Origin of the sequence: Cellulosimicrobium sp. ES-005 (assembly GCF_040448685.1) — a bacterium.
Taxonomy (GTDB): Bacteria; Actinomycetota; Actinomycetes; order Actinomycetales; family Cellulomonadaceae; genus Cellulosimicrobium; species Cellulosimicrobium cellulans_G.
This window is the reverse complement of sequence record NZ_CP159290.1, coordinates 2334190-2358526: the sequence shown is the minus strand read 5'-3', so window position 1 is coordinate 2358526 and position 24337 is coordinate 2334190. Positions and strand designations below refer to the sequence as shown.

Sequence of the window (24337 nt, the reverse complement as noted above, 5' to 3'; positions counted from 1 at the left end):
GACCGCGCGCGAGCAGCGGTCACGTCGGTCAGGCGCGCGCCACGTCCTCCTCGGCCGTCGCGTAGACGCACTCGTAGCCCGGCGGGACCCAGCGCCACCGCGCGTCGACGTCCTCGATCGCGACGCCGTCCGGGCGGTCGGCGACGCACGCGTCCGCCTGCTGGCGCAGACCGACCGTCACCCAGTACACGGCGAGCGCCGCGGCGAGCAGGACGGAGAGGACCGTCACGGCGCGGCGGAGGGCGGGGGAGGGGCCGCCGTCGGACCCGTCCTCCTCGCCCGGCGGCGCGGGCACCCAGTCCCAGCTCACGCGGTGCCCGTCTCCGCGGCCGGGTCGGGCGCCGCCGCTGCGTCGGGGACGAGCAGCACCTTGCCCGTGGTCGCGCGGCCCTCCAGCGCGCGGTGCGCGTCGGCGGCGTCGGCGAGCGCGAACGTGGCGCCGACGCGCACGTGCAGCGTGCCGCCCGCGACGGCGCCGAGCACCTCGGTCGCCCGCTCGACGAGCTCGGCGCGCGTCGCCGTGTGGTCGGCGAGCTTGGGGCGCGTGAGGAAGAGCGACCCGCCCGCGTTGAGCCGCTGCGGGTCGAACGGCGGGACCTGCCCGGACGAGCCGCCGTAGAGCACGAGCGTGCCCCGGCGGTGCAGCGACGCGAGCGACGCGTCGAACGTGTCCTTGCCCACCGAGTCGTACACCGCCGCGACGCCCTCGCCGCCCGTGAGCCCGCGCACGACCTCCGGCAGCTCGGTGGTGAGGTCCGCGAACGCCGTGTACTGGATCGCGTGCTCGGCGCCCGCGCCGCGCGACAGCTCCGCCTTCTCGGGCGTCGAGACCGTCGAGATCACGTGCGCGCCCCGTGCCACGAGCATCTGGGTCAGGAGAAGCCCGACGCCGCCCGCGCCCGCGTGCACGAGCACCCGGTCGCCCGGGCGGACCGGGTAGGACGACGTGCACAGGTAGTGCGCGGTGAGGCCCTGGAGCGCGACGGCGGTCGCGTCCTCGAGCGACACGGCGTCGGGGACGTGCAACGCCTGGGCGGCGTCCACGACGACGAGGTCCGCGTACGACCCGGGCGCCTCGGTCCACACGACGCGGTCGCCCACGGCGAAGCCCTCGACGCCGTCGCCCACCTCGGCGACCACGCCCGCGCCCTCGCTGCCGACCACGTGGGGGTATTCCATCGCGTACACGCCGGAGCGCTTGTACGTGTCGATGAAGTTCACCCCGGCCACGGCCGACCGGACGAGGAGCCGACCCGGCCCGGGCGAGGGGTCGGGCAGCTCGGTGTACTCCAGGACGTCGGGGCCGCCCGCCGCGCGGGCCACGATCGCGTGCATGGCCCCAGCCTAGGGTCGTGCGGCGAGCCCGGCCGCCCTCCCGGTCGTGGTCGCGTCCGTCCCGGCGCCGCCCGCGACCCCCGCGCCGACCGCGTCGTCCCCGACCAGGCGGGGCGGACGCGCGTGGCCCGCCGACGCGTGCCACCGGCCGAACCGGCGCTCGACGTGCACCGGGTGGTCGAAGCAGCGCGTGACGTGCTCCGTGACGAGCACGTCCGCGGCGGCGCCCGCGGCGACGACGCGGCCGTGCGCGAGCAGGAGCGCGTGGCTCGTCGTGGTCGGCAGCTCCTCGAGGTGGTGCGTCACCAGCACCGAGGCGACGTGCGGGCGGGTCGCGCGCACGGCGTCGAGCGTCTCGAGGAGCTGCTCGCGCGCGGCGACGTCGAGCCCGGTGGACGGCTCGTCCAGCAGGAGGAGCGCGGGGCCGGGCAGGAGGGCGCGCGCCACGAGCGCCCGTCCCCGCTCGCCCTGGGAGAGCGTCGGCCAGGGGTCGTGCGCGCGGTGCGCGAGGCCGAGGTCGGCGACCAGCCCGCGGGCGACGGCGACCTCGGCCGGGGTCGGCTGCCAGCGCGGGCGCCAGTCGACGGTCCCCGTGAGGCCGGTCAGGGTCACCTCGAGCACGGTCAGCGGCGAGCGCAGGTCGTGGCGCGGGTCGACGTGGCCGATGCGGCGGTGCAGGGTTTGAATGTCCACGCGACCCAGGCGCTCGCCGAGCACATGCACCGTGCCGCGGGTCGGGTGCCGGCGCGCCCCGCAGAGCCCCAGGATCGTGCTCTTGCCCGCCCCGTTCGGCCCGAGCAGCGCCCAGTGCTCGCCCGCCCGGACGGTGAGGTCGACGCCGTCGAGGATCGCCCGTCCCTCCCGTACCAGGTCGACGCCGCGCAGGGACAGGACCTCGGCGCTCACCGGTCACCGCCCGTCGTGCGGGAGCCGCGCCCGGCGACCTTCGCGTGGACGGTTGCCAGGTGCGCGCGCGCCGCCCCGGACGCGCGGACGGCGTCGCGCTCGCGCACGGCGTCGAGGATCGCCTCGTGCGCGTCCTGGTCGTGCCGGTGCGCCTCGCCCGCGCGGTCGAGGTCGACCATCGCGACCATCGCGCGCCGCAGGCGCGGGACGAAGGTCGCGAACAGCTCGCCCAGCACGGCGTTGTGCGCGGCGTCGACGACCGCCCGGTGGAAGACCAGGTCCGCGTCCACGTACTCGGCGGCCGAGGACGTCGCCGGGACCTGCCCGCGGCGGGAGAGCGCCGTCGTCATCACACGGAGGTCCGCGGGGGTGCGGCGCGCGGCGGCGAGGCCGGCAGCCTCGGTCTCGAGGGCAGCGCGGACCTCCAGCACGTCGACGATCTCCCCGCGGCGCAGCACCTCGTCCCAGTCGTCCGCGGTGTCGGTCGACACGACGTACACGCCCGACCCCTGCCGGCTGTCGAGCACGCCGCGCCCCGCGAGCTGGCGGATCGCCTCGCGGACGGTGGAGCGTCCGACGCCGAGCTCGGTCGCGAGCGCCTGCTCGCCGGGCAGCCGGTGGTCGAGGGGCCAGACGCCGGAGCGCACGCGGTCGAGCAGGAGCTCGGCCGCCTGGTCCGCGAGGGGGCGCCGGTGCAGCGCGGTCATGGGTCACCTCTCAGGTTGTCTGAGGACTTGTTCGGCGCTAGCGTACCTGGCATGTCCTGGACGGCGCTCCTCCTTCTGCGCCACGGCGGGGTCTGACCGGACCGGCCCCCCGCCGTGGGGGTCCGTCGCGCGCCGGTCGCCCACCGCCCCGTTTCCGCGGGGCGCGAGCCGAAGGACAGCCAGACCATGACCGCTCCCACCCTCCCTGCGCGGACCCCCGGCGCCTCGACCGATCGCTCGACCGGGCCCGCTCCCTCCTGGTACCGCCAGCGCCCCTCGCGCATGCCCTCGTTCCGGTATGCCGACGTCCACGTGCGAGTCGACGTGCCGGAGCTGCCCGACCGTCGGTGGCCCTCGCGCCGCCTCACGCAGGCGCCGCTGTGGGTCCCCGTCGACCTGCGCGACGGCAACCAGGCGCTCGCGGAACCGATGGACCCGGCGCGCAAGCGCCGCTTCTTCGAGCTGCTCGTCGCGATGGGTTACACCGAGATCGAGGTGGGCTACCCGTCGGCGTCGCAGACCGACTTCGACTTCGTGCGCCTGCTCGCCGAGACCGACCTCGCGCCCGAGCACGTGACGGTCGTCGTGTTCACCGCCGCGCGCGCGGACCTCATCGCGCGCACGGTCGAGGCCGTGCGGGGCCTGCGCAACCCCGTCGTCGTCCACGTCTACGCCGCGACGGCGCCCGTCTGGCGCGACGTCGTCCTCGGCCGCGACCGCGAGGAGCTCGCCCGGCTGATCACCGACGCCGGGGCCGACGTGCTGCGCCACGCCGGCGACGACCCGCGCGTCCGCTTCGAGTTCTCGCCCGAGGTGTTCAACCTCACCGAGCCGGACTACGTGCTCGACGTGTGCGACCGCATGACCACGCTCTGGGACGCGACGCCCGAGCGCCCGGTGATCCTCAACCTGCCGGCGACGGTCGAGGTCGCGACGCCCAACGTCTACGCCGACCAGATCGAGTACATGGACCGGAACCTCGCGCGGCGCGACGGGGTGATCCTCTCGGTCCACCCGCACAACGACCGCGGGACGGGCGTCGCGTGCGCCGAGCTCGCCGTCCTCGCCGGGGCGCAGCGCGTCGAGGGGTGCCTGTTCGGCAACGGTGAGCGCACCGGGAACGTCGACCTCGTGACCCTGGGCCTCAACCTGCACGCGCAGGGCGTCGACCCGATGGTCGACTTCTCGGACCTCGACGGGATCCGGGACGTCGTCGTCGCGTGCAACCGGATCGACGTGCACCCGCGCCACCCCTACGTGGGCGAGCTGGTCCACACCGCCTACTCGGGCACGCACCAGGACGCGATCCGCAAGGGCATGGCACGGCACCGGGCCGACGCCGCGGCGTCGGGCCTCGACCCCGCCCGGGCGCCGTGGCGCGTGCCCTACCTGCCCGTCGACCCCGCCGACCTCGGGAGGACGTACGAGGCCCTCGTCCGCGTGAACAGCCAGTCCGGCAAGGGCGGCGTCGCGTACGTGCTGCACTCCGTGCACGGCCTCGACCTGCCCCGCGGTCTCCAGGTCGACCTCGCGCGCCGCGTCCAGGAGCACGCCGACGCCACCGGCGCCGAGGTGACGCCCGACGCGCTCCTCGCGCTGTTCGACGCGGCCTACGCGCGCCCCGGCGCCGTCGAGCCCCTCGCGTGGACGAGCCGACGCGCCGACGACGGGACGGAGCACCTCGACCTCCAGGTCACAGTCGACGGCGAGCGCGTCGCCACGTCCGGGACGGGCAGCGGCGCGGTCGACGCCCTCGTCGACGCGCTGGCCCGCCTCGACCGCCCGGTCGAGGTCCTCTCGCTCACCCAGCAGTCCGTCGGCAGCGGGAGCGACGCGACCGCGATCACCTACCTCGAGCACCGCGGCCCCGACGGCGCCCCGCGCTGGACCGTCGGCCGCGACACCTCCGTCCTCGGCGCGGGCGTCCGCGCCGTCTGCGCGGCGACGGACTGAGGTCGCGGGGTCCGCGCCCTCGATCGAGCCGTACACGCGATGACGAGACGGGAGAAGTGGCCCCACGAGCGAGGTCTGACGGGGCCACTTCTCGCATCTCGGCCGGGGACCACCCGCCACGCGGGCGGTAGGACGGTCCCCACGCGCGGACCGGGCGTGACCGCCGGACCGGGGCTGCGGGTCGTGCGGTGACGGGCAGGACGAGCGGTGGGGTCGGACCGTGTGCGCAGGACGTCAGAGGCGCACTCCTTGAACCCCCGCCCGAAAGACCAGGGTGACGGTGCGCCAGTCCAAGCACACGGTCCGACCCCACCGCGGACCCGACCCGGCGGGCAGGAGACCCGACCCCACCGCGGACCCGACCCGGCGGGCAGGAGACCCGACCCCACCGCGGACCCGACCACGCGTACCGTGGGTGGGGCCATAGGCCCGCGCGTTGCATAAGTATGTATAGTGATGCATATGACGATCAGAGTCGCGGTCGCGGGTGCGTCCGGGTACGCGGGCGGAGAGACGCTCCGCCTGCTCGCCGGGCACCCGGAGGTGGAGATCGGCGCCGTCACGGCGCACAGCAACGCGGGGACGCTCCTCGGTGAGCACCAGCCGCACCTGCGATCCCTCGCCGACCGCGTGCTGCTGCCGACGAGCGTCGAGCACCTCGTGGGGCACGACGTCGTCGTCCTCGCGCTGCCGCACGGCGCGTCGGGCGAGATCGCGGCGCAGCTCCCGGACGACGTGCTCGTGCTGGACCTGGGCGCGGACCACCGGCTGGAGTCCGCGGCGGACTGGGCGGCGTTCTACGGCTCCGAGCACGCGGGCACGTGGCCGTACGGGCTGCCGGAGCTGCTCCTCACGCACGAGCCCGGCGCCGCCGCGAGCGAGACGAAGCAGCGCGAACGGCTCGCCGGTGCGCGCCGCATCGCGGTGCCGGGCTGCAACGTCACGGCGGTCACGCTGGGCATCCAGCCGGGTGTCGCGTCCGGGCTCGTCGAGGCGCGCGACCTCGTCGCGGTGCTCGCCAACGGGTACTCGGGCGCGGGCAAGTCGCTCAAGCCGCACCTGCTCGCGTCCGAGGCGCTCGGGTCGGCCCAGCCGTACGCCGTCGGCGGGTCGCACCGGCACATCCCGGAGATCGGGCAGAACCTGCGGGCCGCGGGGGCCCCGGCCGTGAGCATCTCGTTCACGCCGACGCTCGTGCCCATGTCGCGCGGCATCCTCGCCACGGTGACGGCGCGCCTGTCCGACGACGCCGCGTGCCTCGACCCCGCGGAGCTCGACGCGCGCGTCCGCCGGGCCTGGGAGGACGCCTACGTCGGCGAGCCGTTCGTCCGGGTGCTGCCCGCGGGGCAGTGGCCCACGACGGCGATGACGCTCGGCGCGAACACCGCGCTCGTCCAGGTCGCCGTCGACCACGCGGCGGGTCGCGTCGTCACCGTCACGGCGATCGACAACCTCGTCAAGGGCACCGCGGGCGCCGCGGTGCAGTCCATGAACATCGCGCTCGGCCTGCCGCAGACGGCGGGCCTCACGACCGAGGGGGTCGCCCCGTGACCGTCACCACCCCGCAGGGCTTCCGGGCCGCCGGCGTCGCCGCCGGGCTCAAGTCCACGGGCGCCCGCGACGTCGCGCTCGTCGTCAACGACGGGCCGCTCGACGTCGCGGCCGCCGTGCTCACGACGAACCGCGTGTTCGCCGCACCGGTCGCGTGGACGCGGCAGGCCGTGAGCGACGGGCGCGCGACGGCCGTCGTGCTCAACTCGGGCGGCGCCAACGCGTGCACCGGAACGGACGGCTTCGCCGACACGCACCGCACGGCGGAGCACGTCGCCGACGTGCTCGCGACGTCCGCGGGCGACGTGCTCGTGTGCTCGACGGGCCTCATCGGCGTGCGCCTGCCGCTGGAGAAGCTGCTCGCCGGGGTCGACGCGGCCGCGGCGGCGCTCGTGGACCCGGCCGCCACCGTCGACGGGGGCGGCGACGCCGCGCTCGCGATCATGACGACGGACACCGTGCCCAAGACGGTCTCCGTGGTCCGCGAGGTCGCCGACGCCACCGCGCCGGACGGTGCGGCGACGTGGACGGTCGGGGGAATGGCCAAGGGCGCGGGCATGCTCGCGCCCGGCCTCGCGACGATGCTGTGCGTGCTCACGACGGACGCCGTCGTCGACGCCGCGACGGCCGACGCCGCGCTGCGGGCCGCGACCCGCACGACGTTCGACCGCGTCGACTCGGACGGCTGCATGTCGACGAACGACACCGTGATCCTCCTGGCCTCCGGTGCGTCCGGGGTCGAGGTGACGCTCGACGAGCTCACGGACGCCGTGACCGAGGCCAGCGCGTCGCTCGCGCGCCAGCTCGTGGCCGACGCCGAGGGCGCGAGCCACGACGTCGCCGTCACCGTGGTGAACGCGTCGAGCGAGGACGCCGCGGTCGCGGTCGCGCGCGCGGTGACGCGCTCCAACCTGTTCAAGGCCGCGATCTTCGGCAACGACCCGAACTGGGGGCGCATCGTCTCGGCCGTCGGGACGGTCCCCGAGGACGTCGCGCCGTTCGACGCGCTCCTGCTCGACGTGTCGGTCAACGGCGTCCAGGTGTGCCGGGCCGGGGGAGTGGGCGAGCCGCGCGAGCTCGTCGATCTCGCGGCCGAGCGCGAGGTGCGCGTCGAGATCGACCTGCACGCCGGCTCCGCGACCGCGACCGTCTGGACCAACGACCTCACGCACGACTACGTCCACGAGAACAGCGCGTACTCCTCATGAGCGACCCGACCACTCCCACGCCCCACCCGGACGACGCCGCGTTCGACACGCGCACCGACCTGCGCCCCGAGCAGAAGGCCGAGGTGCTCGTCGAGGCCCTGCCGTGGCTGGAGGAGTTCGCCGGCGCGCTCGTCGTCGTCAAGTACGGCGGCAACGCCATGGTCGACGACGCGCTCAAGGCCGCGTTCGCCGAGGACATGGTCTTCCTGCGCCGCGTCGGGCTGCGCCCCGTCGTCGTGCACGGCGGCGGCCCGCAGATCTCGGCGATGCTCGACCGGCTCGGCATCGAGTCCGAGTTCCGCGGCGGCCTGCGCGTCACGACGCCCGAGGCGATGGACGTCGTGCGCATGGTGCTCACGGGCCAGGTCTCGCGCGAGCTCGTCGGCCTCATCAACGCCCACGGGCCGTACGCCGTCGGGCTCTCGGGCGAGGACGGCGGCCTGCTGCAGGCCCAGCGCCGGCACGCGACCGTCGACGGCGAGCCGGTCGACGTCGGGCTCGTCGGCGACGTCGTCGAGGTGCACCCCGCCGCGGTCCAGGACCTGCTCGACGCCGGGCGCATCCCCGTCGTGTCGACCATCGCCCCCGACCTCGAGGACCCGACCCAGGTGCTCAACGTCAACGCGGACACCGCCGCCGCGGCGCTCGCGGTCGCGCTCGGCGCGAAGAAGCTCGTCGTCCTGACCGACGTCGAGGGTCTGTACACGTCGTGGCCCGACACGGACTCGCTCGTCGCGCAGATCACGCGCTCCGAGCTCGCGGCGCTCCTGCCGTCCCTCTCCGCGGGCATGGTCCCCAAGATGGAGGCGTGCCTGCGCGCCGTCGAGGGCGGCGTCCCCGCGGCGACCGTGATCGACGGGCGCGTGCCCCACTCCACGCTGCTCGAGGTCTTCACCACCCAGGGCAACGGGACCATGGTCGTCCCGGACCCCGCGGGCGCATCGGCGCCCGTGCCCGCCACGACCACCGGAGGAGCCGCGTGAACGCCCTCGACCACCCGGCGGACGCGCCCGCGCCCGCGACGACGAGCGCCGTGACTGCCCAAGCCGACGGCTCCGTCGCCCAGTGGACCGACCGGTACACCCACGCCGTCATGGACACGTTCGGCCCGCCGCAGCGCGTGCTCGTGCGCGGCGAGGGCGCGTACGTGTGGGACGCCGACGGGAAGCGCTACCTCGACCTGCTCGCGGGCATCGCGGTCAACGCGCTCGGCCACGCCCACCCGACGCTCACGGCGGCGGTCTCCGCCCAGCTCGGCACGCTCGGGCACGTCTCGAACTTCTTCGGGACCCCGACGCAGATCGCGCTCGCCGAGCGCCTCCTGGCGCTCTCGGAGGCGCCCGAGGGGTCGCGCGTGTTCTTCACGAACTCGGGCACCGAGGCGAACGAGGCGGCGTTCAAGATGACGCGCCGGAACAATGGCACGGGGCGTCGGACGCGGGTCCTCGCGCTCCAGGGCGGCTTCCACGGCCGGTCGATGGGCGCGCTCGCGCTGACGTCGAAGGCCGCGTACCGCGAGCCGTTCGAGCCGCTCCCGGGCGGGGTGGAGTTCGTCGCGTTCGACGACGTCGCCGCGCTCGAGGAGGCCTTCTCGCCCGCCGCGGTCGCCGCGCGCGGCGAGGTCGCGGCGCTCGTCGTCGAGCCGGTGCAGGGGGAGGCGGGCGTGCGGTCGCTCTCGCCCGGCTACCTCGTCGCGGCGCGCGAGCTCACGGCGCGCCACGGCGCGCTGCTCGTGCTCGACGAGGTGCAGACGGGCGTCGGGCGCACGGGCTCGTGGTTCGCCTACCAGCAGCCCGAGGTCGGCGGCGGGATCGTGCCCGACGTCGTCACGCTCGCCAAGGGCCTCGGCGGCGGCTTCCCCGTGGGTGCCGTGGTCGCGTACGGCGAGCGGGCGGCGACGCTGCTCGGCCGCGGTCAGCACGGCACGACGTTCGGGGGCAACCCGGTCGCCGCCGCGGCGGCGCTCGCGACGCTCGGGGTGATCGAGCGCGACGGGCTCCTCGAGAACGTGCGGACCGTCGGGGCGCTCCTGCGCGACGGCATCGCCGGGGCCGGGAACCCGCTCGTCGCGGGCGTGCGGGGGCGCGGGCTGCTCCTCGCCGTCCAGCTCACCCGGCCCGTCGCGGCGGACGTCGCGCGTGCGGCGCTCGACGCAGGGTTCGTCGTGAACGCCGTCGCGCCCGACGCGATCCGCCTCGCGCCGCCCCTGATCCTCACGCCCGAGCAGGTGCGGGACGTCGTCGGGTTCTTCGCGACCGTCACCGTCCCGGCCGACCCGACCGCCGCGTCCGGCGCGACGCCCACACCTACCGGCCCCACGACGAGGAGCTCCTGATGGCCCCCCGGCACTTCCTGCGCGACGACGACCTCACGCCCGCCGAGCAGCGTCAGGTCCTCGAGATCGGCCTCGCGTTCCGCGACGACCGCACGTTCCGCCAGCCCCTGGCCGGACCGCAGGGCGTGGCCGTGCTGTTCGACAAGCCGACGCTGCGCACGCAGCTCTCGTTCGCGACGGGCATCGCCGAGCTCGGGGGCTTCCCGGTCGTCGTGGACGGCCGGCTCGCCCAGGTCGGCGTGCGCGAGTCCGTCGCGGACGTCACGCGCGTGCTCGACCGGCAGGCGTCGGCGATCGTGTGGCGCACGTTCGGCCAGGACCGGATCGAGGAGATGGCGGCGATCAGCCGGGTCCCGGTCGTCAACGCGCTCACCGACGACTTCCACCCGTGCCAGATCCTCGCGGACCTCCTCACGATCGCCCAGCTCCGCGGCGGTACCGGAGCGCTCGCGGGCCAGACGCTCGCGTACGTCGGCGACGGGGCGAACAACATGGCGCACTCCTACCTGCTCGGTGGCGCGACCGCCGGCCTGCACGTGCGGATCGGGACGCCCGACGGGTACCCGCCCCACCCCGTGTTCGTCGCCGACGCCGAGCGGATCGCGGCCGAGACCGGCGGCTCGGTGCGCGTCACGTCCGACCCGGTCGAGGCCGTCGCGGGGGCGGACGTCGTCGCGACCGACACGTGGGTGTCGATGGGGGACGAGGCCGAGGCCGAGCAGCGCGCGCTGCCCTTCGTGCCCTACCAGGTGAACGACGACCTCCTCGCGCACGCGAAGGACGACGCGATCGTCCTGCACTGCCTGCCCGCCTACCGCGGCAAGGAGATCACCGCCGAGGTGATCGACGGCCCCCGCTCGGCGGTGTGGGACGAGGCGGAGAACCGGCTGCACGCCCAGAAGGCGCTGCTCACGTTCCTCCTGGAGCGGTCGTGACCGAGGCCCGCACGGCGACGACGAAGACGGCGCGCCACGCGCGCATCGCCGAGATCGTGCGCCGCACCGAGATCCACTCCCAGGCGGAGCTCGCGCGCGAGCTCGAGCGCGAGGGGCTGTCGGTGACGCAGGCGACGCTCTCGCGCGACCTCATCGAGCTGCGCGCGGAGAAGGTGCGGGGCGCCTCGGGCGCGCTCGTGTACGCGGTGCCGGGGGAGGGCGGGGACCGCAGCGTGCAGACCGCGGAGTCGCCCGAGTACCTCGCGGCCCGGCTCGCGCGCCTGTGCTCGGAGATGCTCGTGTCCGCCGAGGCGTCCGCGAACCTCGTCGTGCTGCGCACGCCTCCCGGCGCGGCGAACTACCTCGCGTCGGCGATCGACCACTCCGTGCTCCCGCACGTGCTCGGCTGCATCGCGGGCGACGACACGATCCTCGTCATCGCGCGCGACCCCGACGGCGGCGCCGAGCTCGCGCGCCGCTTCCTCGAGCTGTCCGGGCCCCACGGCGGGCCCGTCCCCGGCACGCCGGACTGACCGCCGTCGGACCATCCCTCGCGCGGCGGACCGCCCTGCGAGACTGGACCCCGGACCCCACCCGCACGTCACAGAAAGAGACCGTCATGACTGAACGCGTCGTGCTCGCCTACTCGGGCGGCCTGGACACGTCGGTGGCCATCGGCTGGATCGCCGAGGCCACGGGCGCCGAGGTCGTCGCCGTCGCGGTCGACGTCGGCCAGGGCGGGGAGGACCTCGAGGTCATCCGGCAGCGCGCCCTCGACTGCGGCGCCGTCGAGGCGTACGTCGCCGACGCGCGCGACGAGTTCGCCGCCGAGTACTGCATGCCCGCGCTGCGCGCGAACGGCCTGTACCTCGACCGCTACCCGCTCGTCTCCGCGATCTCGCGGCCGGTCATCGTCAAGCACCTCGTGCGGGCGGCGCGCCAGTTCGGCGCGACGACCGTCGCCCACGGCTGCACGGGCAAGGGCAACGACCAGGTGCGCTTCGAGGTCGCGACGACGTCGCTCGCGCCCGAGCTCAAGACGATCGCGCCCGTGCGCGACCTCGCGCTCACGCGCGAGAAGGCCATCGAGTACGCCGAGAAGCACTCCCTGCCGATCGCGACGACCAAGCACAACCCGTTCTCGATCGACCAGAACGTGTGGGGCCGCGCGGTCGAGACCGGCTTCCTCGAGGACATCTGGAACGCCCCGACCAAGGACGTCTACAACTACACCGACGACCCGACGTTCCCGCCCGTCGCGGACGAGGTCGTCGTCACGTTCGAGCAGGGCGTCCCGATCGCGCTCGACGGCGTCGCGGTGACGCCGCTGCAGGCGATCCAGGAGATGAACCGCCGCGCGGGCGCCCAGGGCGTCGGGCGGATCGACATCGTCGAGGACCGCCTCGTCGGCATCAAGTCGCGCGAGGTCTACGAGGCTCCGGGCGCGATCGCGCTCATCACCGCGCACCAGGAGCTCGAGAACGTCACCCTGGAGCGCGAGCAGGCCCGCTTCAAGCGCGGCGTCGAGCAGCGCTGGACCGAGCTCGTCTACGACGGCATGTGGTTCAGCCCGCTCAAGCGCTCGCTCGACGTGTTCATCGACGACACGCAGCGGTACGTCTCCGGCGACGTGCGCCTCGTGCTGCACGGCGGACGGGCGACCGTGACCGGCCGCCGCTCGGAGGCGAGCCTGTACGACTTCAACCTGGCGACCTACGACGAGGGCGACTCGTTCGACCAGTCGCAGGCCAAGGGGTTCATCGAGATCTACGGTCTCACCGCGAAGCTCGCCGCCGCGCGCGACGAGAAGTTCGGCAACGGTGTGGACCTCGGGGCAGGAGCACTGTGAGCACGCACGACGACCAGGGCGTCACGGACGCCACCCAGCCCGACGTGACCGCCGCGCCCGGGGACGTGGACCAGGACGCGCCGGCGGGCGGGCGCGTGAGCCTCTGGGGCGGGCGCTTCGCCGGCGGTCCCGCCGACGCGCTCGCCGCGCTGAGCAAGTCGACGCACTTCGACTGGCGCCTCGCGGGCCAGGACGTCGCGGGCTCGAAGGCCCACGCGAAGGTCCTGCACGCTGCGGGCCTGCTCGACGACGACGAGCTCGACGGGATGCTCGCGGCGCTCGAGCGCCTGCGCGAGGACGTCGCGTCGGGCGCGTTCGTCGCGGCCGACGACGACGAGGACGTGCACACCGCGCTCGAGCGCGGGCTCATCGAGCGCGCCGGGCCGGAGCTCGGCGGCAAGCTGCGCGCGGGCCGGTCGCGCAACGACCAGATCGCGACGCTCACGCGCATGTACCTGCGCGACGAGGCGCGCACGATCGCGCGACTCGTGCTCGACGTCGTCGACGCGCTGATCGAGCAGGCCGCCGCGCACCCGGGCGCGGCGATGCCCGGCCGTACGCACCTCCAGCACGCCCAGCCGGTGCTCCTCGCGCACCACCTGCTCGCCCACGCGTGGCCGCTGCTGCGCGACGTCGACCGCTTCATCGACTGGGACGTGCGCGCCGCGCGCTCGCCGTACGGGTCGGGGGCGCTCGCGGGCTCGTCGCTGGGCCTCGACCCGGCGGCCGTCGCCGCCGAGCTCGGGTTCGACGGCCCGGTCGAGAACTCGATCGACGGCACCGCGTCGCGCGACGTCGTCGCGGAGTTCGCGTTCGTCGCCGCGATGCTGGGCGTCGACCTCTCGCGCCTCGCGGAGGAGGTCATCCTCTGGGCGACCAAGGAGTTCGGCTTCGTGCGCCTGCACGACTCCTACTCCACGGGGTCGAGCATCATGCCGCAGAAGAAGAACCCCGACGTCGCCGAGCTCGCGCGCGGCAAGGCGGGCCGCCTCATCGGCGACCTGTCGGGCCTGCTCGCGACGCTCAAGGGCCTGCCGCTCGCGTACAACCGCGACCTGCAGGAGGACAAGGAGCCCGTGTTCGACCAGGTCGACACGCTCGAGGTGCTCCTGCCCGCGTTCTCGGGCATGGTCGCGACGCTCGAGTTCGACACCGACCGCATGGCGTCGCTCGCGCCGCAGGGGTTCTCGCTCGCGACGGACGTCGCCGAGTGGCTCGTGCGCGAGGGCGTGCCGTTCCGTGTCGCGCACGAGGTCGCGGGCGCGTGCGTGCGCGCGTGCGAGGAGCGCGGCATCGAGCTGTGGGACCTCTCGGACGACGACCTCGCGTCGATCTCCGAGCACCTCACGCCGGGCGTGCGCGACGTGCTGAGCGTCGAGGGCTCGCTCGCGTCGCGCGACGCCGTGGGCGGCACCGCCCCGGTGCGGGTCGCCGAGCAGCTCGAGGCCGCGAAGGAGCGCTCGGCCGAGTACCGCTTCTGGGCCCAGGACTGACGGCGCCCGTGCCGAGGGTGCGCGCGTGAGCGTCGACCAGGACGTCCTCGCGGACCTCGTGCGTCGCGTGCGCGACGCCGACCCGCGACTCGGCCCGTCGCACGGCCCGGGCAACGGGCCGGCCGGAGAACGCGCGTCGGGCACCCGGCTCGTGGTGATTGACGGGCCCGCCGGCTCGGGCAAGACCACGCTCGCCGCCCAGCTGGGCGAGGCACTGCCCGCACAGGTGCTCCACATGGACGACCTGTACGAGGGCTGGCGCGGGCTCGAGCCCGCGTGGAGCCGCCTGGACGAGTGGGTCCTCGCGCCTCTCGCCGCGGGTCGTCCGGGTCGGTACCGCCGGTTCGACTGGACGCTCGACCGCTTCGCCGAGTGGCACGACGTCGCCCCGGCGCCGTACCTGGTCGTCGAGGGGTGCGGGGCGGGTCGCCGCGAGGCGGACGGCGTGGCCGCGCTGCGCCTGTGGGTCGAGGCCCCGGACGACGTGCGCCTGCGCCGGGGGCTCGACCGGGACGGCGAGGACCAGCGCGCGCACTGGCTCGCGTGGATGCTCGACGAGCGTGAGCACTACGCCCGCAACGCCTCGCGCGAGCGCGCGGACGTCGTGCTCGACGGGTGGGGGAACGTCGTGCGCGCGGCGGACCGATGAGCGCCGGCCGCGACGGCGCGTCCGACGCGCAGGTCGAGGCCGCCCGGTCCGCCTGGGACCGCGCCGTCCGGGCGACCGACGGCCTCGCGGCCGGGGTGACGACGTTCGCCGTCGCGGGCTCGGCGACGGCCGTCGTCCTCGCCGCGACCGCCCGCTCGGCGACGCTCTCGACCTGGTTCCTGCTCCCGAGCCGGAGCAGCACCAGGTCGGGAACGTGGTGGGTGTGGGACGTCCCGACCGCCGACGTGTGGTGGATCACCGTGGCCGTCCTGCTGCCGCCCGCGGTCGCGGCGCTCGTCGGTGCGCGGCGGACGCGCCGTCGGCGTGCCGAGATCGAGACGGGGCTGGCCCGCGAGGGCGGACGTCCGCCCGTGGCGGGCTCGCCGGCGTCTCGACCACGACGCGGCGCGCGGAGCGCACCCAGCGCGGCGCAGCGCCGTGCTCGGGAGGCCGCGGCGGCCCGTCGGCGGGTCGTCCGGCAAGGGCGCTGGGTGGAGCGTCGGCGTGCCTACCCGGCACCGCTCGCGCTCGTGAGCGCCGTCGTGGCCGCGACCGCGGGGACGTGGTGGGTCCTCGCCCTCGTCGTCGCCTGGTCCGGCGACGCCGTCCCCGGCCGTCTGCGGAGCCTCGCGGCCGGCTGCTGGGTTCCTGCCACGTGGGTGAGCCTCGCCCTGGTCGCCGTGCTGGCCTGGTACGTGGGTCCCCGCCCGCCGCGGCGGAGCCCGCGCGAGCGCGACGGGGCGTAGATTGCCCACGACGGAAGGTGGTGCGAAGGTGACGGACGCCGTGGCGCAGACGACGGGGACCGGGGAGTCCCGCGCCGTCGGACCGTGGGACGTCCCTGCCCGGGGGTGGTACGCGCGCGACGTCCACGAGGTCGCGCGCGACCTGCTCGGGTCGTTCCTCACCCGCCGCAGCGACGCGGGCGACGTCACCCTGCGGATCACCGAGGTCGAGGCGTACGACGGCGAGCGCGACCCGGGGTCGCACGCCTTCCGTGGCCGCACCGAGCGCAACCGCGCGATGTTCGGCGAGCCCGGCCGGCTGTACGTGTACCGGCACCTCGGGCTGCACCACTGCGTCAACGTCGTGTGCGGGCCGGTCGGCAGTGCGTCCGCCGTCCTGCTGCGCGCGGGCGAGGTGACCGACGGCGTCGACCTCGCCCGGTCGCGGCGGCTCGTCGCCGGGAGGTGCGACTCCGACCGCCAGATCGCGCGGGGTCCTGCGCGCCTCGCCGTCGCGCTCGACCTCGACCTGCGCCAGTACGGCGCGGAGCTCACGGACCCCGACGGGGAGCTCGTGCTGCACCGCGCGTCCGGGGGGCCGCTGCGTCCCGCGATCGCGACCGGTCCGAGGGTCGGGGTCTCGGGCGACGGGGGAGACGGCGACCTCTACCCGTGGCGCTCCTGGCTCGCGGGCGACCCCACGGTCTCGGCCTACCGCCGCGTGAGCGCCCGCGCGCGGTGAGCGCCCGCCCGGTGGGCGGTGGACGTCGGACGCCGCGCGGCACGGCAGACTAGGACACGCTGCCGCACGGCAGCACCGGACGTGCCCGGTCCACGGGTACTCGACGAAGGAGCAGAAGTGAGCGACGTTCTCGACGAGCTGCAATGGCGGGGCCTGGTGGCGCAGTCCACCGACGAGGCCGCGCTGCGCGCCGCGCTGGCCGAGGGCCCGATCACGTACTACTGCGGCTTCGACCCGACGGCACCGAGCCTCCACCACGGCCACCTCGTGCAGCTCGTCGTGCTGCGTCACCTCCAGCTCGCGGGCCACCGCGCCGTGGCGCTCGTGGGCGGGGCGACGGGCATGATCGGCGACCCGCGCCAGTCGGGGGAGCGGGTGCTCAACACTAAGGAGACCGTCGCGGAGTGGACCGAGCGGCTGAAGTCGCAGGTGTCACGCTTCCTCGACTTCGAGGGGGATAACCCCGCCCTCCTCGTGAACAACCTCGACTGGATTTCCGAGCTGTCGGCGATCGACTTCCTGCGCGACGTGGGCAAGCACTACCGCCTCGGCACGATGCTCGCGAAGGACACCGTCGCGCGCCGCCTGCGCTCGGAGGAGGGGATCAGCTTCACCGAGTTCAGCTACCAGATCCTCCAGGGGATCGACTTCCTCGAGCTGTACCGCCGGCACGGCGTGTCCCTCCAGACGGGGGGCAACGACCAGTGGGGCAACCTGCTCTCGGGCGTCGAGCTCATCCGCAAGACCGAGGGGGCGGCCGTGCACGTCCTCACGACGCCGCTCATCACCAAGGCCGACGGGACCAAGTTCGGCAAGACGGAGGGCGGGGCGGTCTGGCTCGCGCCCGACATGATGAGCCCGTACGCCTTCTACCAGTACTGGCTCAACGCCGCGGACGAGGACGTGGTGGGCTGGCTGAAGATCTTCACGTTCCGCACGCGCGAGGAGATCGCCGAGCTCGAGACCGCGGTGCGCGAGCGGCCCGGGGCGCGCGAGGCACAGCGCGCGCTCGCGTCGGACGTGACGACGCTCGTGCACGGGGCGGAGGCGACGGCGTCGGTGATCGCCGCGAGCCAGGCCCTCTTCGGCCGGGGTGAGCTCGCCGGCCTGGACGCGGGAACCCTGGGCGCGGCCGTCGCCGAGCTGCCGCGCACGGCGGCGCAGGTGGGCGACGCGGTCGTCGACCTCTTCGCAGCGTCGGGCCTCGTCGCCTCCAAGGCGGCCGCGCGTCGAGCGGTGGCCGAGGGCGGGGCGTACGTCAACAACGTCAAGGTGACGAGCGAGGACGCCGTCCTCGCGGCGGAGGACCTGCTGCACGGGCAGTTCGCCCTCCTGCGCCGGGGGAAGAAGACGCTCGGTGTCGCCGTCGCGGACTGCGCCGCCGGCTGAGCAGCCGAGTCGGCGTGACGACGAAGGGGCCGGACCGCGTCGAGCGGGACCGGCCCCTTCGTCGTCCCGTCGTGGTGGGAGGACCGCGCGACCCGGCCGTCCCGCGCCGCGAGGGGGCGACCGCGAACCGAGCGTGGCGGGGGAGAAGGGAGCGCACCACACGGATTTGGCACCCGGTCGGAGCGCGTGTAGTGTTCTCGACGTTCGCCCGGCAGGGAGGAACGGACACCGGTTCTCGATCGCACGAGACGGTGGCTGGTCCCCCGGGCGGTCCCCCTCGAGAAGGACACGGAGCCTCGCGCGCCGTGACATGATCGGGGATGCCGGTTCCCCCGGCTCCCTCCGCTCGGATCACCGAGTTGGAGAGGGCGCTGAGGCTCTGGTAGATTAGAGAAGTTGCCCCAAGCGAGGTTCTGCCCGGTCGGGTGGTGCTGAGTTGGTGTGTGTCGGTTGTTTGAGAACTCAACAGTGTGCTTGTTAGTCAATGCCAATTTTTTGTCCCTGTGGCATGGCTGATCGTCTTCGCCCGTCGGGTGGGGTGGTTGGTTGTGTCTGGGATTCCTTTGGTTGATTTCGGAAGATGATGTCATCTTTCGTGTTGATGCCAGTTTTGTGAACCCTGGTGGGTTCGCTTCGTATGGATTGTTCACTGCTGGGTTTGTCCTGGTGGTGGGCGTTGTTCATTTACGGAGAGTTTGATCCTGGCTCAGGACGAACGCTGGCGGCGTGCTTAACACATGCAAGTCGAACGATGATGCCCAGCTTGCTGGGTGGATTAGTGGCGAACGGGTGAGTAACACGTGAGTAACCTGCCCTTGACTTCGGGATAACTCCGGGAAACCGGGGCTAATACCGGATATGAGCCGTCCTCGCATGGGGGTGGTTGGAAAGTTTTTCGGTCAGGGATGGGCTCGCGGCCTATCAGCTTGTTGGTGGGGTGATGGCCTACCAAGGCGACGACGGGTAGCCGGCCTGAGAGGGCGACCGGCCACACTGGGACTGAGACACGGCCCAGACTCCTACGGGAGGCAGCAGTGGGGAATATTGCACAATGGGCGCAAGCCTGATGCAGCGACGCCGCGTGAGGGATGAAGGCCTTCGGGTTGTAAACCTCTTTCAGCAGGGAAGAAGCGCAAGTGACGGTACCTGCAGAAGAAGCGCCGGCTAACTACGTGCCAGCAGCCGCGGTAATACGTAGGGCGCAAGCGTTGTCCGGAATTATTGGGCGTAAAGAGCTCGTAGGCGGTCTGTCGCGTCTGGTGTGAAAACTCGAGGCTCAACCTCGAGCTTGCATCGGGTACGGGCAGACTAGAGTGCGGTAGGGGAGACTGGAATTCCTGGTGTAGCGGTGGAATGCGCAGATATCAGGAGGAACACCGATGGCGAAGGCAGGTCTCTGGGCCGCAACTGACGCTGAGGAGCGAAAGCATGGGGAGCGAACAGGATTAGATACCCTGGTAGTCCATGCCGTAAACGTTGGGCACTAGGTGTGGGGCTCATTCCACGAGTTCCGTGCCGCAGCAAACGCATTAAGTGCCCCGCCTGGGGAGTACGGCCGCAAGGCTAAAACTCAAAGGAATTGACGGGGGCCCGCACAAGCGGCGGAGCATGCGGATTAATTCGATGCAACGCGAAGAACCTTACCAAGGCTTGACATGCACGGGAAGCCACCAGAGATGGTGGTCTCTTTGGACACTCGTGCACAGGTGGTGCATGGTTGTCGTCAGCTCGTGTCGTGAGATGTTGGGTTAAGTCCCGCAACGAGCGCAACCCTCGTCCCATGTTGCCAGCGGGTTATGCCGGGGACTCATGGGAGACTGCCGGGGTCAACTCGGAGGAAGGTGGGGATGACGTCAAATCATCATGCCCCTTATGTCTTGGGCTTCACGCATGCTACAATGGCCGGTACAAAGGGCTGCGATACCGTAAGGTGGAGCGAATCCCAAAAAGCCGGTCTCAGTTCGGATTGGGGTCTGCAACTCGACCCCATGAAGTCGGAGTCGCTAGTAATCGCAGATCAGCAACGCTGCGGTGAATACGTTCCCGGGCCTTGTACACACCGCCCGTCAAGTCACGAAAGTCGGTAACACCCGAAGCCCATGGCCCAACCGTTCGCGGGGGGAGTGGTCGAAGGTGGGACTGGCGATTGGGACTAAGTCGTAACAAGGTAGCCGTACCGGAAGGTGCGGCTGGATCACCTCCTTTCTAAGGAGCTACCAACGCTCGCCCGGCCGGCTTCGCTGGTGGGTGGGTTGAACAGGTGCCACGCCATCGCCGCACGTGTGGTGGGTGGTTGCTCATGGGTGGAACATTGACGAAAGAGCGTCCTGGTCTTCGCTGGTGTCAGTACCTGCCGGCCCGCCAGGCTCTGGTCGTCCCTTCGGGGGTGTCGGGGTCGGGTGTGGTGGTGGTGGAACATCGCTGGTGGGGGGTGGGGGCTTGTCGAGCACACTGTTGGGTCCTCAGGTCACCGGCCACCGGTTGGTGGGGTGCCTGGTACGGGCCGGTCCTCGGGCCACGAACCGCTGTCCTTGGTCCTCCTTCGTGGAGGGGTGGGGGTGGTAGGCGGGTCTGGTGGGGGTCGGGGTCGTTGGTTGTTTGAGAACTGCACAGTGGACGCGAGCATCTTTGTAAAGATCAAGACACGCCTTCGGGTGTGGTTCTTGGTTCTCTGCAGTTTTGTTGTTTTTGTTGAAGTTTTTAAGGGCACAGGGTGGATGCCTTGGCACTAGGAGCCGAAGAAGGACGTGGTAGCCTGCGATAAGCCTCGGGGAGCTGGCAAACGAGCTGTGATCCGAGGGTTTCCGAATGGGGGAACCCCGCACGAGTCATGTCGTGTGACCTGCACCTGAATATATAGGGTGTGTGGAGGGAACGTCGGGAAGTGAAACATCTCAGTACCGACAGGAAGAGATATTCCGTGAGTAGTGGCGAGCGAAAGCGGATGAGGCCAAACCGGGCGCGTGGTAAAGCTGTCAGGCGTTGCGTGTTCGGGGTTGTGGGACCCTTCTGGTGGATCTGACAGTCCGCCGGGGAGTGAGAAAGTCGTGTCATAGTCGAACCGCATTGAAAGGCGGACCATAGACGGTGCGAGTCCGGTAGACGAAATGGCGTGGCCTCCCGAAGGGGATCCCAAGTAGCACGGGGCCCGAGAAATCTCGTGTGAATCTGGCAAGACCACTTGCTAAGCCTAAATACTACCTAGTGACCGATAGCGGACCAGTACCGTGAGGGAAAGGTGAAAAGTACCCCGGGAGGGGAGTGAAATAGTACCTGAAACCGTGTGCCTACAATCCGTTGGAGCCTCCTTGGTTGGGGTGACAGCGTGCCTTTTGAAGAATGAGCCTGCGAGTTAGTGCTCAGTGGCGAGGTTAACCCGTGTGGGGAAGCCGTAGCGAAAGCGAGTCCGAACAGGGCGCCCATAGTCGCTGGGTCTAGACCCGAAGCGAAGTGATCTAGCCATGGGCAGGTTGAAGCGCGGGTAAGACCGCGTGGAGGACCGAACCCACCAGGGTTGAAAACCTGGGGGATGACCTGTGGTTAGGGGTGAAAGGCCAATCAAACTTCGTGATAGCTGGTTCTCCCCGAAATGCATTTAGGTGCAGCGTCACGTGTTTCTTGCCGGAGGTAGAGCTACTGGATGGCCGATGGGCCCTACAAGGTTACTGACGTCAGCCAAACTCCGAATGCCGGTAAGTGGAAGCGTGGCAGTGAGACTGCGGGGGATAAGCTCCGTAGTCGAGAGGGAAACAGCCCAGACCACCGGCTAAGGCCCCTAAGCGTGTGCTAAGTGGGAAAGGATGTGGAGTTGCACAGACAACCAGGAGGTTGGCTTAGAAGCAGCCACCCTTGAAAGAGTGCGTAATAGCTCACTGGTCAAGTGATTCCGCGCCGACAATGTAGCGGGGCTCAAGTACACCGCCGAAGCCGTGGCATCTGCGCTCAACTCAGGCCTTCGTGGTCCAGAGGCGCAGGTGGGTAGGGGAGCGTCGTGTGGGCAGTGAAGCCGCGGGGGAACCCAGTGGTGGAGCCCACACGAGTGAGAATGCAGGCATGAGTAGCGAAAGACGGGTGAGAAACCCGTCCGCCGAATGACCAAGGGTTCCAGGGCCAGGTTAATCCGCCCTGGGTAAGTCGGGACCTAAGGCGAGGCCGACAGGCGTAGTCGATGGACAAGGAGTTGATATTCTCCTACCGGCGAAGAACCGCCCATACCGAGCCCGGTGATGCTAACCGCCCAAACCTGTCCACCGGCCCTTCGGGGCCACCGGGCAGGGGCGCGCGGGACCCGAACCGGTAGTAGGTAAGCGTATTAACAGGGGTGACGCAGGAAGGTAGCCCGGCGTGGCGATGGTAGACCACGTCCAAGGCCGTAGGCCGTCTGGTAGGCAAATCCGCCAGACACACAGGCTGAGAGCTGACGGTGAGCGCACAAGCGCGAACTGGGTGATCCTATGCTGCCAAGAAAAGCCTCGGCGCGAGGTTCTAGCCGCCCGTACCCCAAACCGACTCAGGTGGTCAGGTAGAGAATACTAAGGCGATCGAGAGAATCGTGGTTAAGGAACTCGGCAAAATGCCCCCGTAACTTCGGGAGAAGGGGGGCCCGAAGCGTGAACACCCTCGCGGTGGGAGCGTGGACGGCCGCAGAGACCAGGGAGAAGCGACTGTTTACTAAAAACACAGGTCCGTGCGAAGTCGCAAGACGATGTATACGGACTGACGCCTGCCCGGTGCTGGAAGGTTAAGAGGACGGGTCAACCCTTCGGGGTGAAGCTCAGAATTTAAGCCCCAGTAAACGGCGGTGGTAACTATAACCATCCTAAGGTAGCGAAATTCCTTGTCGGGTAAGTTCCGACCTGCACGAATGGCGTAACGACTTCTCCGCTGTCTCAACCGCGAACTCGGCGAAATTGCACTACGAGTAAAGATGCTCGTTACGCGCAGCAGGACGGAAAGACCCCGGGACCTTTACTATAGCTTGGTATTGGTGTTCGGTGCGGCTTGTGTAGGATAGGTGGGAGACTGTGAAGCCCGTACGCCAGTGCGGGTGGAGTCAACGTTGAAATACCACTCTGGCCGCTTCGGATGTCTAACCTCGGTCCGTGATCCGGACCAGGGACAGTGCCTGGTGGGTAGTTTAACTGGGGCGGTTGCCTCCTAAAATGTAACGGAGGCGCTCAAAGGTTCCCTCAGCCTGGTTGGCAATCAGGTGTCGAGTGCAAGTGCACAAGGGAGCTTGACTGTGAGACTGACAGGTCGAGCAGGGACGAAAGTCGGAACTAGTGATCCGGCGGTGGCTTGTGGAAGCGCCGTCGCTCAACGGATAAAAGGTACCCCGGGGATAACAGGCTGATCTTGCCCAAGAGTCCATATCGACGGCATGGTTTGGCACCTCGATGTCGGCTCGTCGCATCCTGGGGCTGGAGTAGGTCCCAAGGGTTGGGCTGTTCGCCCATTAAAGCGGTACGCGAGCTGGGTTTAGAACGTCGTGAGACAGTTCGGTCCCTATCCGCTGCGCGCGCAGGAAACTTGAGAAGGGCTGTCCCTAGTACGAGAGGACCGGGACGGACGAACCTCTGGTGTGCCAGTTGTTCCGCCAGGAGCACCGCTGGTTGGCTACGTTCGGAAGGGATAACCGCTGAAAGCATCTAAGCGGGAAGCCTGCTTCAAGATGAGGTTTCCATACCCTACGGGGTGAGAGGCACCCAGCAGAACACTGGGTCGATAGGCCGGACGTGGAAGCGGGGACGAAAGACCCGTGCAGCTGACCGGTACTAATCAGCCGACAACTTCAACACCAACACACTTTGCTACGCGTCCACTGTGCGGTTCCCGAACCACCAACACCACACCCCCCAAGGGGTGCCCCAGCGTGTTGACAGGTTCACAGAGTTACGGCGGTCACAGCGAAGGGGAAACGCCCGGTCCCATACCGAACCCGGAAGCTAAGCCCTTCAGCGCCGATGGTACTGCCCTGGAGACGGGGTGGGAGAGTAGGACGCCGCCGGACAACCCTTCACCGAAGGCCCACCCCACACCGGGGTGGGCCTTCGGCATTTCCAGACCGTCACGCCGGACCGCCCTCGTCGGGGCCGGCCCGTGCGGACGTCGCGCCGCAGTGCTCCCCGCGCCCTCCGTCACGTGTCACGGCGGGGCCGACATGGGAAGATGGCCTGCGCAAACTCCAGAACGAGAGGTCACCCCGTGAACGACACCTCCCACGATCCCGAGTCGGACCGCCCGTCGTCGGGCGACGACCGTGGTGGTCGCCGCGACCGTGACGGGCGACAGGGTCACTCGCGCGACGCGCGCGGGGCGGGGCCCGGGCGGTCCGGTGGCGACACGAGCTCCGGCGACCGCGACCGTCGCCGTGGCGACGACGCCCGGCGCGGCGCAGGCGAGTCGCGCGGACGTCAGGACGGCGGCTACCGGGGCAAGCCCGACGGCACGCGCGGCCGGGGGGAAAGGGGCCGCCCCGAGCGCGGGTACGGGGGCGCGGACCGCGACCGTCGCGCCGGCGACCGTCCGGGTCGCCGTGACGACCGGGCACCCGCTCGTGA

General features: G+C 71.2%; 17 protein-coding genes and 3 rRNA genes. 16 read left to right on the top strand and 4 right to left on the bottom strand.

The window, feature by feature from the left end:
* Positions 1–28: 28 nt before the first annotated feature.
* Genes ABRQ22_RS10305 through ABRQ22_RS10290 form a run of 4 tightly spaced genes read right to left on the bottom strand, consistent with a single transcriptional unit; the run spans position 29 to position 2948 of the window.
* Positions 29–310 carry a hypothetical protein gene (locus tag ABRQ22_RS10305; RefSeq protein WP_353709442.1) on the bottom strand — a complete coding sequence of 94 codons (282 nt, stop codon included), beginning with the start codon at positions 308–310 and terminating at the stop codon, positions 29–31.
* Positions 307–1335, bottom strand: a complete 1029-nt coding sequence (locus ABRQ22_RS10300) for a quinone oxidoreductase (protein ID WP_353709441.1) — start codon at positions 1333–1335, stop codon at positions 307–309. Before ABRQ22_RS10300 ends, ABRQ22_RS10305 begins: the two co-directional genes overlap by 4 nt.
* A 9-nt stretch (positions 1336–1344) precedes the next feature.
* On the bottom strand, positions 1345–2241 hold the full coding sequence (locus ABRQ22_RS10295) for an ATP-binding cassette domain-containing protein (RefSeq protein ID WP_353709440.1): 897 nt from the start codon (positions 2239–2241) through the stop codon (positions 1345–1347).
* Positions 2238–2948: a FadR/GntR family transcriptional regulator gene (locus tag ABRQ22_RS10290; protein WP_353709439.1), complete on the bottom strand. Its 711-nt coding sequence runs from the start codon at positions 2946–2948 to the stop codon at positions 2238–2240. The genes ABRQ22_RS10295 and ABRQ22_RS10290 overlap by 4 nt, the downstream gene beginning before the upstream one ends.
* Before the next feature lie 282 nt (positions 2949–3230).
* On the opposite strand from ABRQ22_RS10290, the gene ABRQ22_RS10285 reads away from it, so the two are divergent.
* The 16 genes from ABRQ22_RS10285 to rrf all read left to right on the top strand — a co-directional run bounded on the left by ABRQ22_RS10285 (position 3231) and on the right by rrf (position 23787).
* On the top strand, positions 3231–4901 hold the full coding sequence (locus ABRQ22_RS10285; RefSeq protein WP_353709540.1) for a 2-isopropylmalate synthase: 1671 nt from the start codon (positions 3231–3233) through the stop codon (positions 4899–4901).
* A gap of 456 nt (positions 4902–5357) precedes the next feature.
* Positions 5358–6452: an N-acetyl-gamma-glutamyl-phosphate reductase gene (argC, locus tag ABRQ22_RS10280; protein ID WP_353709438.1), complete on the top strand. Its 1095-nt coding sequence runs from the start codon at positions 5358–5360 to the stop codon at positions 6450–6452.
* Positions 6449–7660, top strand: a complete 1212-nt coding sequence (gene argJ / locus ABRQ22_RS10275; RefSeq protein WP_353709437.1) for a bifunctional glutamate N-acetyltransferase/amino-acid acetyltransferase ArgJ — start codon at positions 6449–6451, stop codon at positions 7658–7660. Before argC ends, argJ begins: the two co-directional genes overlap by 4 nt.
* Positions 7657–8643 (top strand): acetylglutamate kinase, encoded by a 987-nt coding sequence (gene argB, locus ABRQ22_RS10270; RefSeq protein WP_353709436.1) that lies wholly within the window; start codon positions 7657–7659, stop codon positions 8641–8643. Before argJ ends, argB begins: the two co-directional genes overlap by 4 nt.
* A 50-nt stretch (positions 8644–8693) precedes the next feature.
* Positions 8694–9995 carry an acetylornithine transaminase gene (locus tag ABRQ22_RS10265; protein WP_253051477.1) on the top strand — a complete coding sequence of 434 codons (1302 nt, stop codon included), beginning with the start codon at positions 8694–8696 and terminating at the stop codon, positions 9993–9995.
* Positions 9995–10930 carry an ornithine carbamoyltransferase gene (gene argF, locus ABRQ22_RS10260; protein ID WP_253051412.1) on the top strand — a complete coding sequence of 312 codons (936 nt, stop codon included), beginning with the start codon at positions 9995–9997 and terminating at the stop codon, positions 10928–10930. The genes ABRQ22_RS10265 and argF overlap by 1 nt, the downstream gene beginning before the upstream one ends.
* On the top strand, positions 10927–11463 hold the full coding sequence (locus ABRQ22_RS10255) for an arginine repressor (protein ID WP_253051413.1): 537 nt from the start codon (positions 10927–10929) through the stop codon (positions 11461–11463). Before argF ends, ABRQ22_RS10255 begins: the two co-directional genes overlap by 4 nt.
* An 86-nt stretch (positions 11464–11549) precedes the next feature.
* Entirely contained in the window at positions 11550–12779 is a 1230-nt protein-coding gene (locus tag ABRQ22_RS10250; protein ID WP_253051414.1) for an argininosuccinate synthase, read from the top strand.
* Between the two features lie 65 nt (positions 12780–12844).
* Positions 12845–14272 (top strand): argininosuccinate lyase, encoded by a 1428-nt coding sequence (gene argH, locus ABRQ22_RS10245; protein ID WP_353709539.1) that lies wholly within the window; start codon positions 12845–12847, stop codon positions 14270–14272.
* A 25-nt stretch (positions 14273–14297) separates the two neighbouring features.
* Positions 14298–14921: an AAA family ATPase gene (locus tag ABRQ22_RS10240; RefSeq protein WP_353709435.1), complete on the top strand. Its 624-nt coding sequence runs from the start codon at positions 14298–14300 to the stop codon at positions 14919–14921.
* Positions 14918–15667 (top strand): hypothetical protein, encoded by a 750-nt coding sequence (locus ABRQ22_RS10235; RefSeq protein ID WP_353709434.1) that lies wholly within the window; start codon positions 14918–14920, stop codon positions 15665–15667. Before ABRQ22_RS10240 ends, ABRQ22_RS10235 begins: the two co-directional genes overlap by 4 nt.
* Before the next feature lie 40 nt (positions 15668–15707).
* Entirely contained in the window at positions 15708–16388 is a 681-nt protein-coding gene (locus tag ABRQ22_RS10230; protein WP_353709538.1) for a DNA-3-methyladenine glycosylase, read from the top strand.
* Positions 16389–16505: 117 nt separating this feature from the next.
* Positions 16506–17777, top strand: coding sequence for a tyrosine--tRNA ligase (gene tyrS / locus ABRQ22_RS10225; RefSeq protein WP_353709433.1), 1272 nt, complete (start codon positions 16506–16508; stop codon positions 17775–17777).
* 683 nt (positions 17778–18460) lie between these two features.
* A 16S ribosomal RNA gene (locus ABRQ22_RS10220) occupies positions 18461–19982 on the top strand.
* 485 nt (positions 19983–20467) lie between these two features.
* Positions 20468–23575: ribosomal RNA gene (locus ABRQ22_RS10215) — 23S ribosomal RNA — on the top strand.
* Positions 23576–23670: 95 nt separating this feature from the next.
* Positions 23671–23787, top strand: a 5S ribosomal RNA gene (gene rrf, locus ABRQ22_RS10210).
* Together the 16S, 23S and 5S rRNA genes form the textbook arrangement of a ribosomal RNA operon.
* Positions 23788–24337: the final 550 nt, after the last annotated feature.

What these genes read in the sequence shown, in the direction of transcription:
- ABRQ22_RS10300 (WP_353709441.1), bottom strand. Translation starts at nt 1,335, where the DNA reads ATGCACGCGATCGTGGCCCGCGCGGCGGGCGGCCCCGACGTCCTGGAG.
- ABRQ22_RS10290 (WP_353709439.1), bottom strand. Translation starts at nt 2,948, where the DNA reads ATGACCGCGCTGCACCGGCGCCCCCTCGCGGACCAGGCGGCCGAGCTC.
- ABRQ22_RS10285 (WP_353709540.1), top strand. Translation starts at nt 3,231, where the DNA reads ATGCCCTCGTTCCGGTATGCCGACGTCCACGTGCGAGTCGACGTGCCG.
- argC (WP_353709438.1), top strand. Translation starts at nt 5,358, where the DNA reads ATGCATATGACGATCAGAGTCGCGGTCGCGGGTGCGTCCGGGTACGCG.
- argB (WP_353709436.1), top strand. Translation starts at nt 7,657, where the DNA reads ATGAGCGACCCGACCACTCCCACGCCCCACCCGGACGACGCCGCGTTC.
- argF (WP_253051412.1), top strand. Translation starts at nt 9,995, where the DNA reads ATGGCCCCCCGGCACTTCCTGCGCGACGACGACCTCACGCCCGCCGAG.
- ABRQ22_RS10250 (WP_253051414.1), top strand. Translation starts at nt 11,550, where the DNA reads ATGACTGAACGCGTCGTGCTCGCCTACTCGGGCGGCCTGGACACGTCG.
- ABRQ22_RS10235 (WP_353709434.1), top strand. Translation starts at nt 14,918, where the DNA reads ATGAGCGCCGGCCGCGACGGCGCGTCCGACGCGCAGGTCGAGGCCGCC.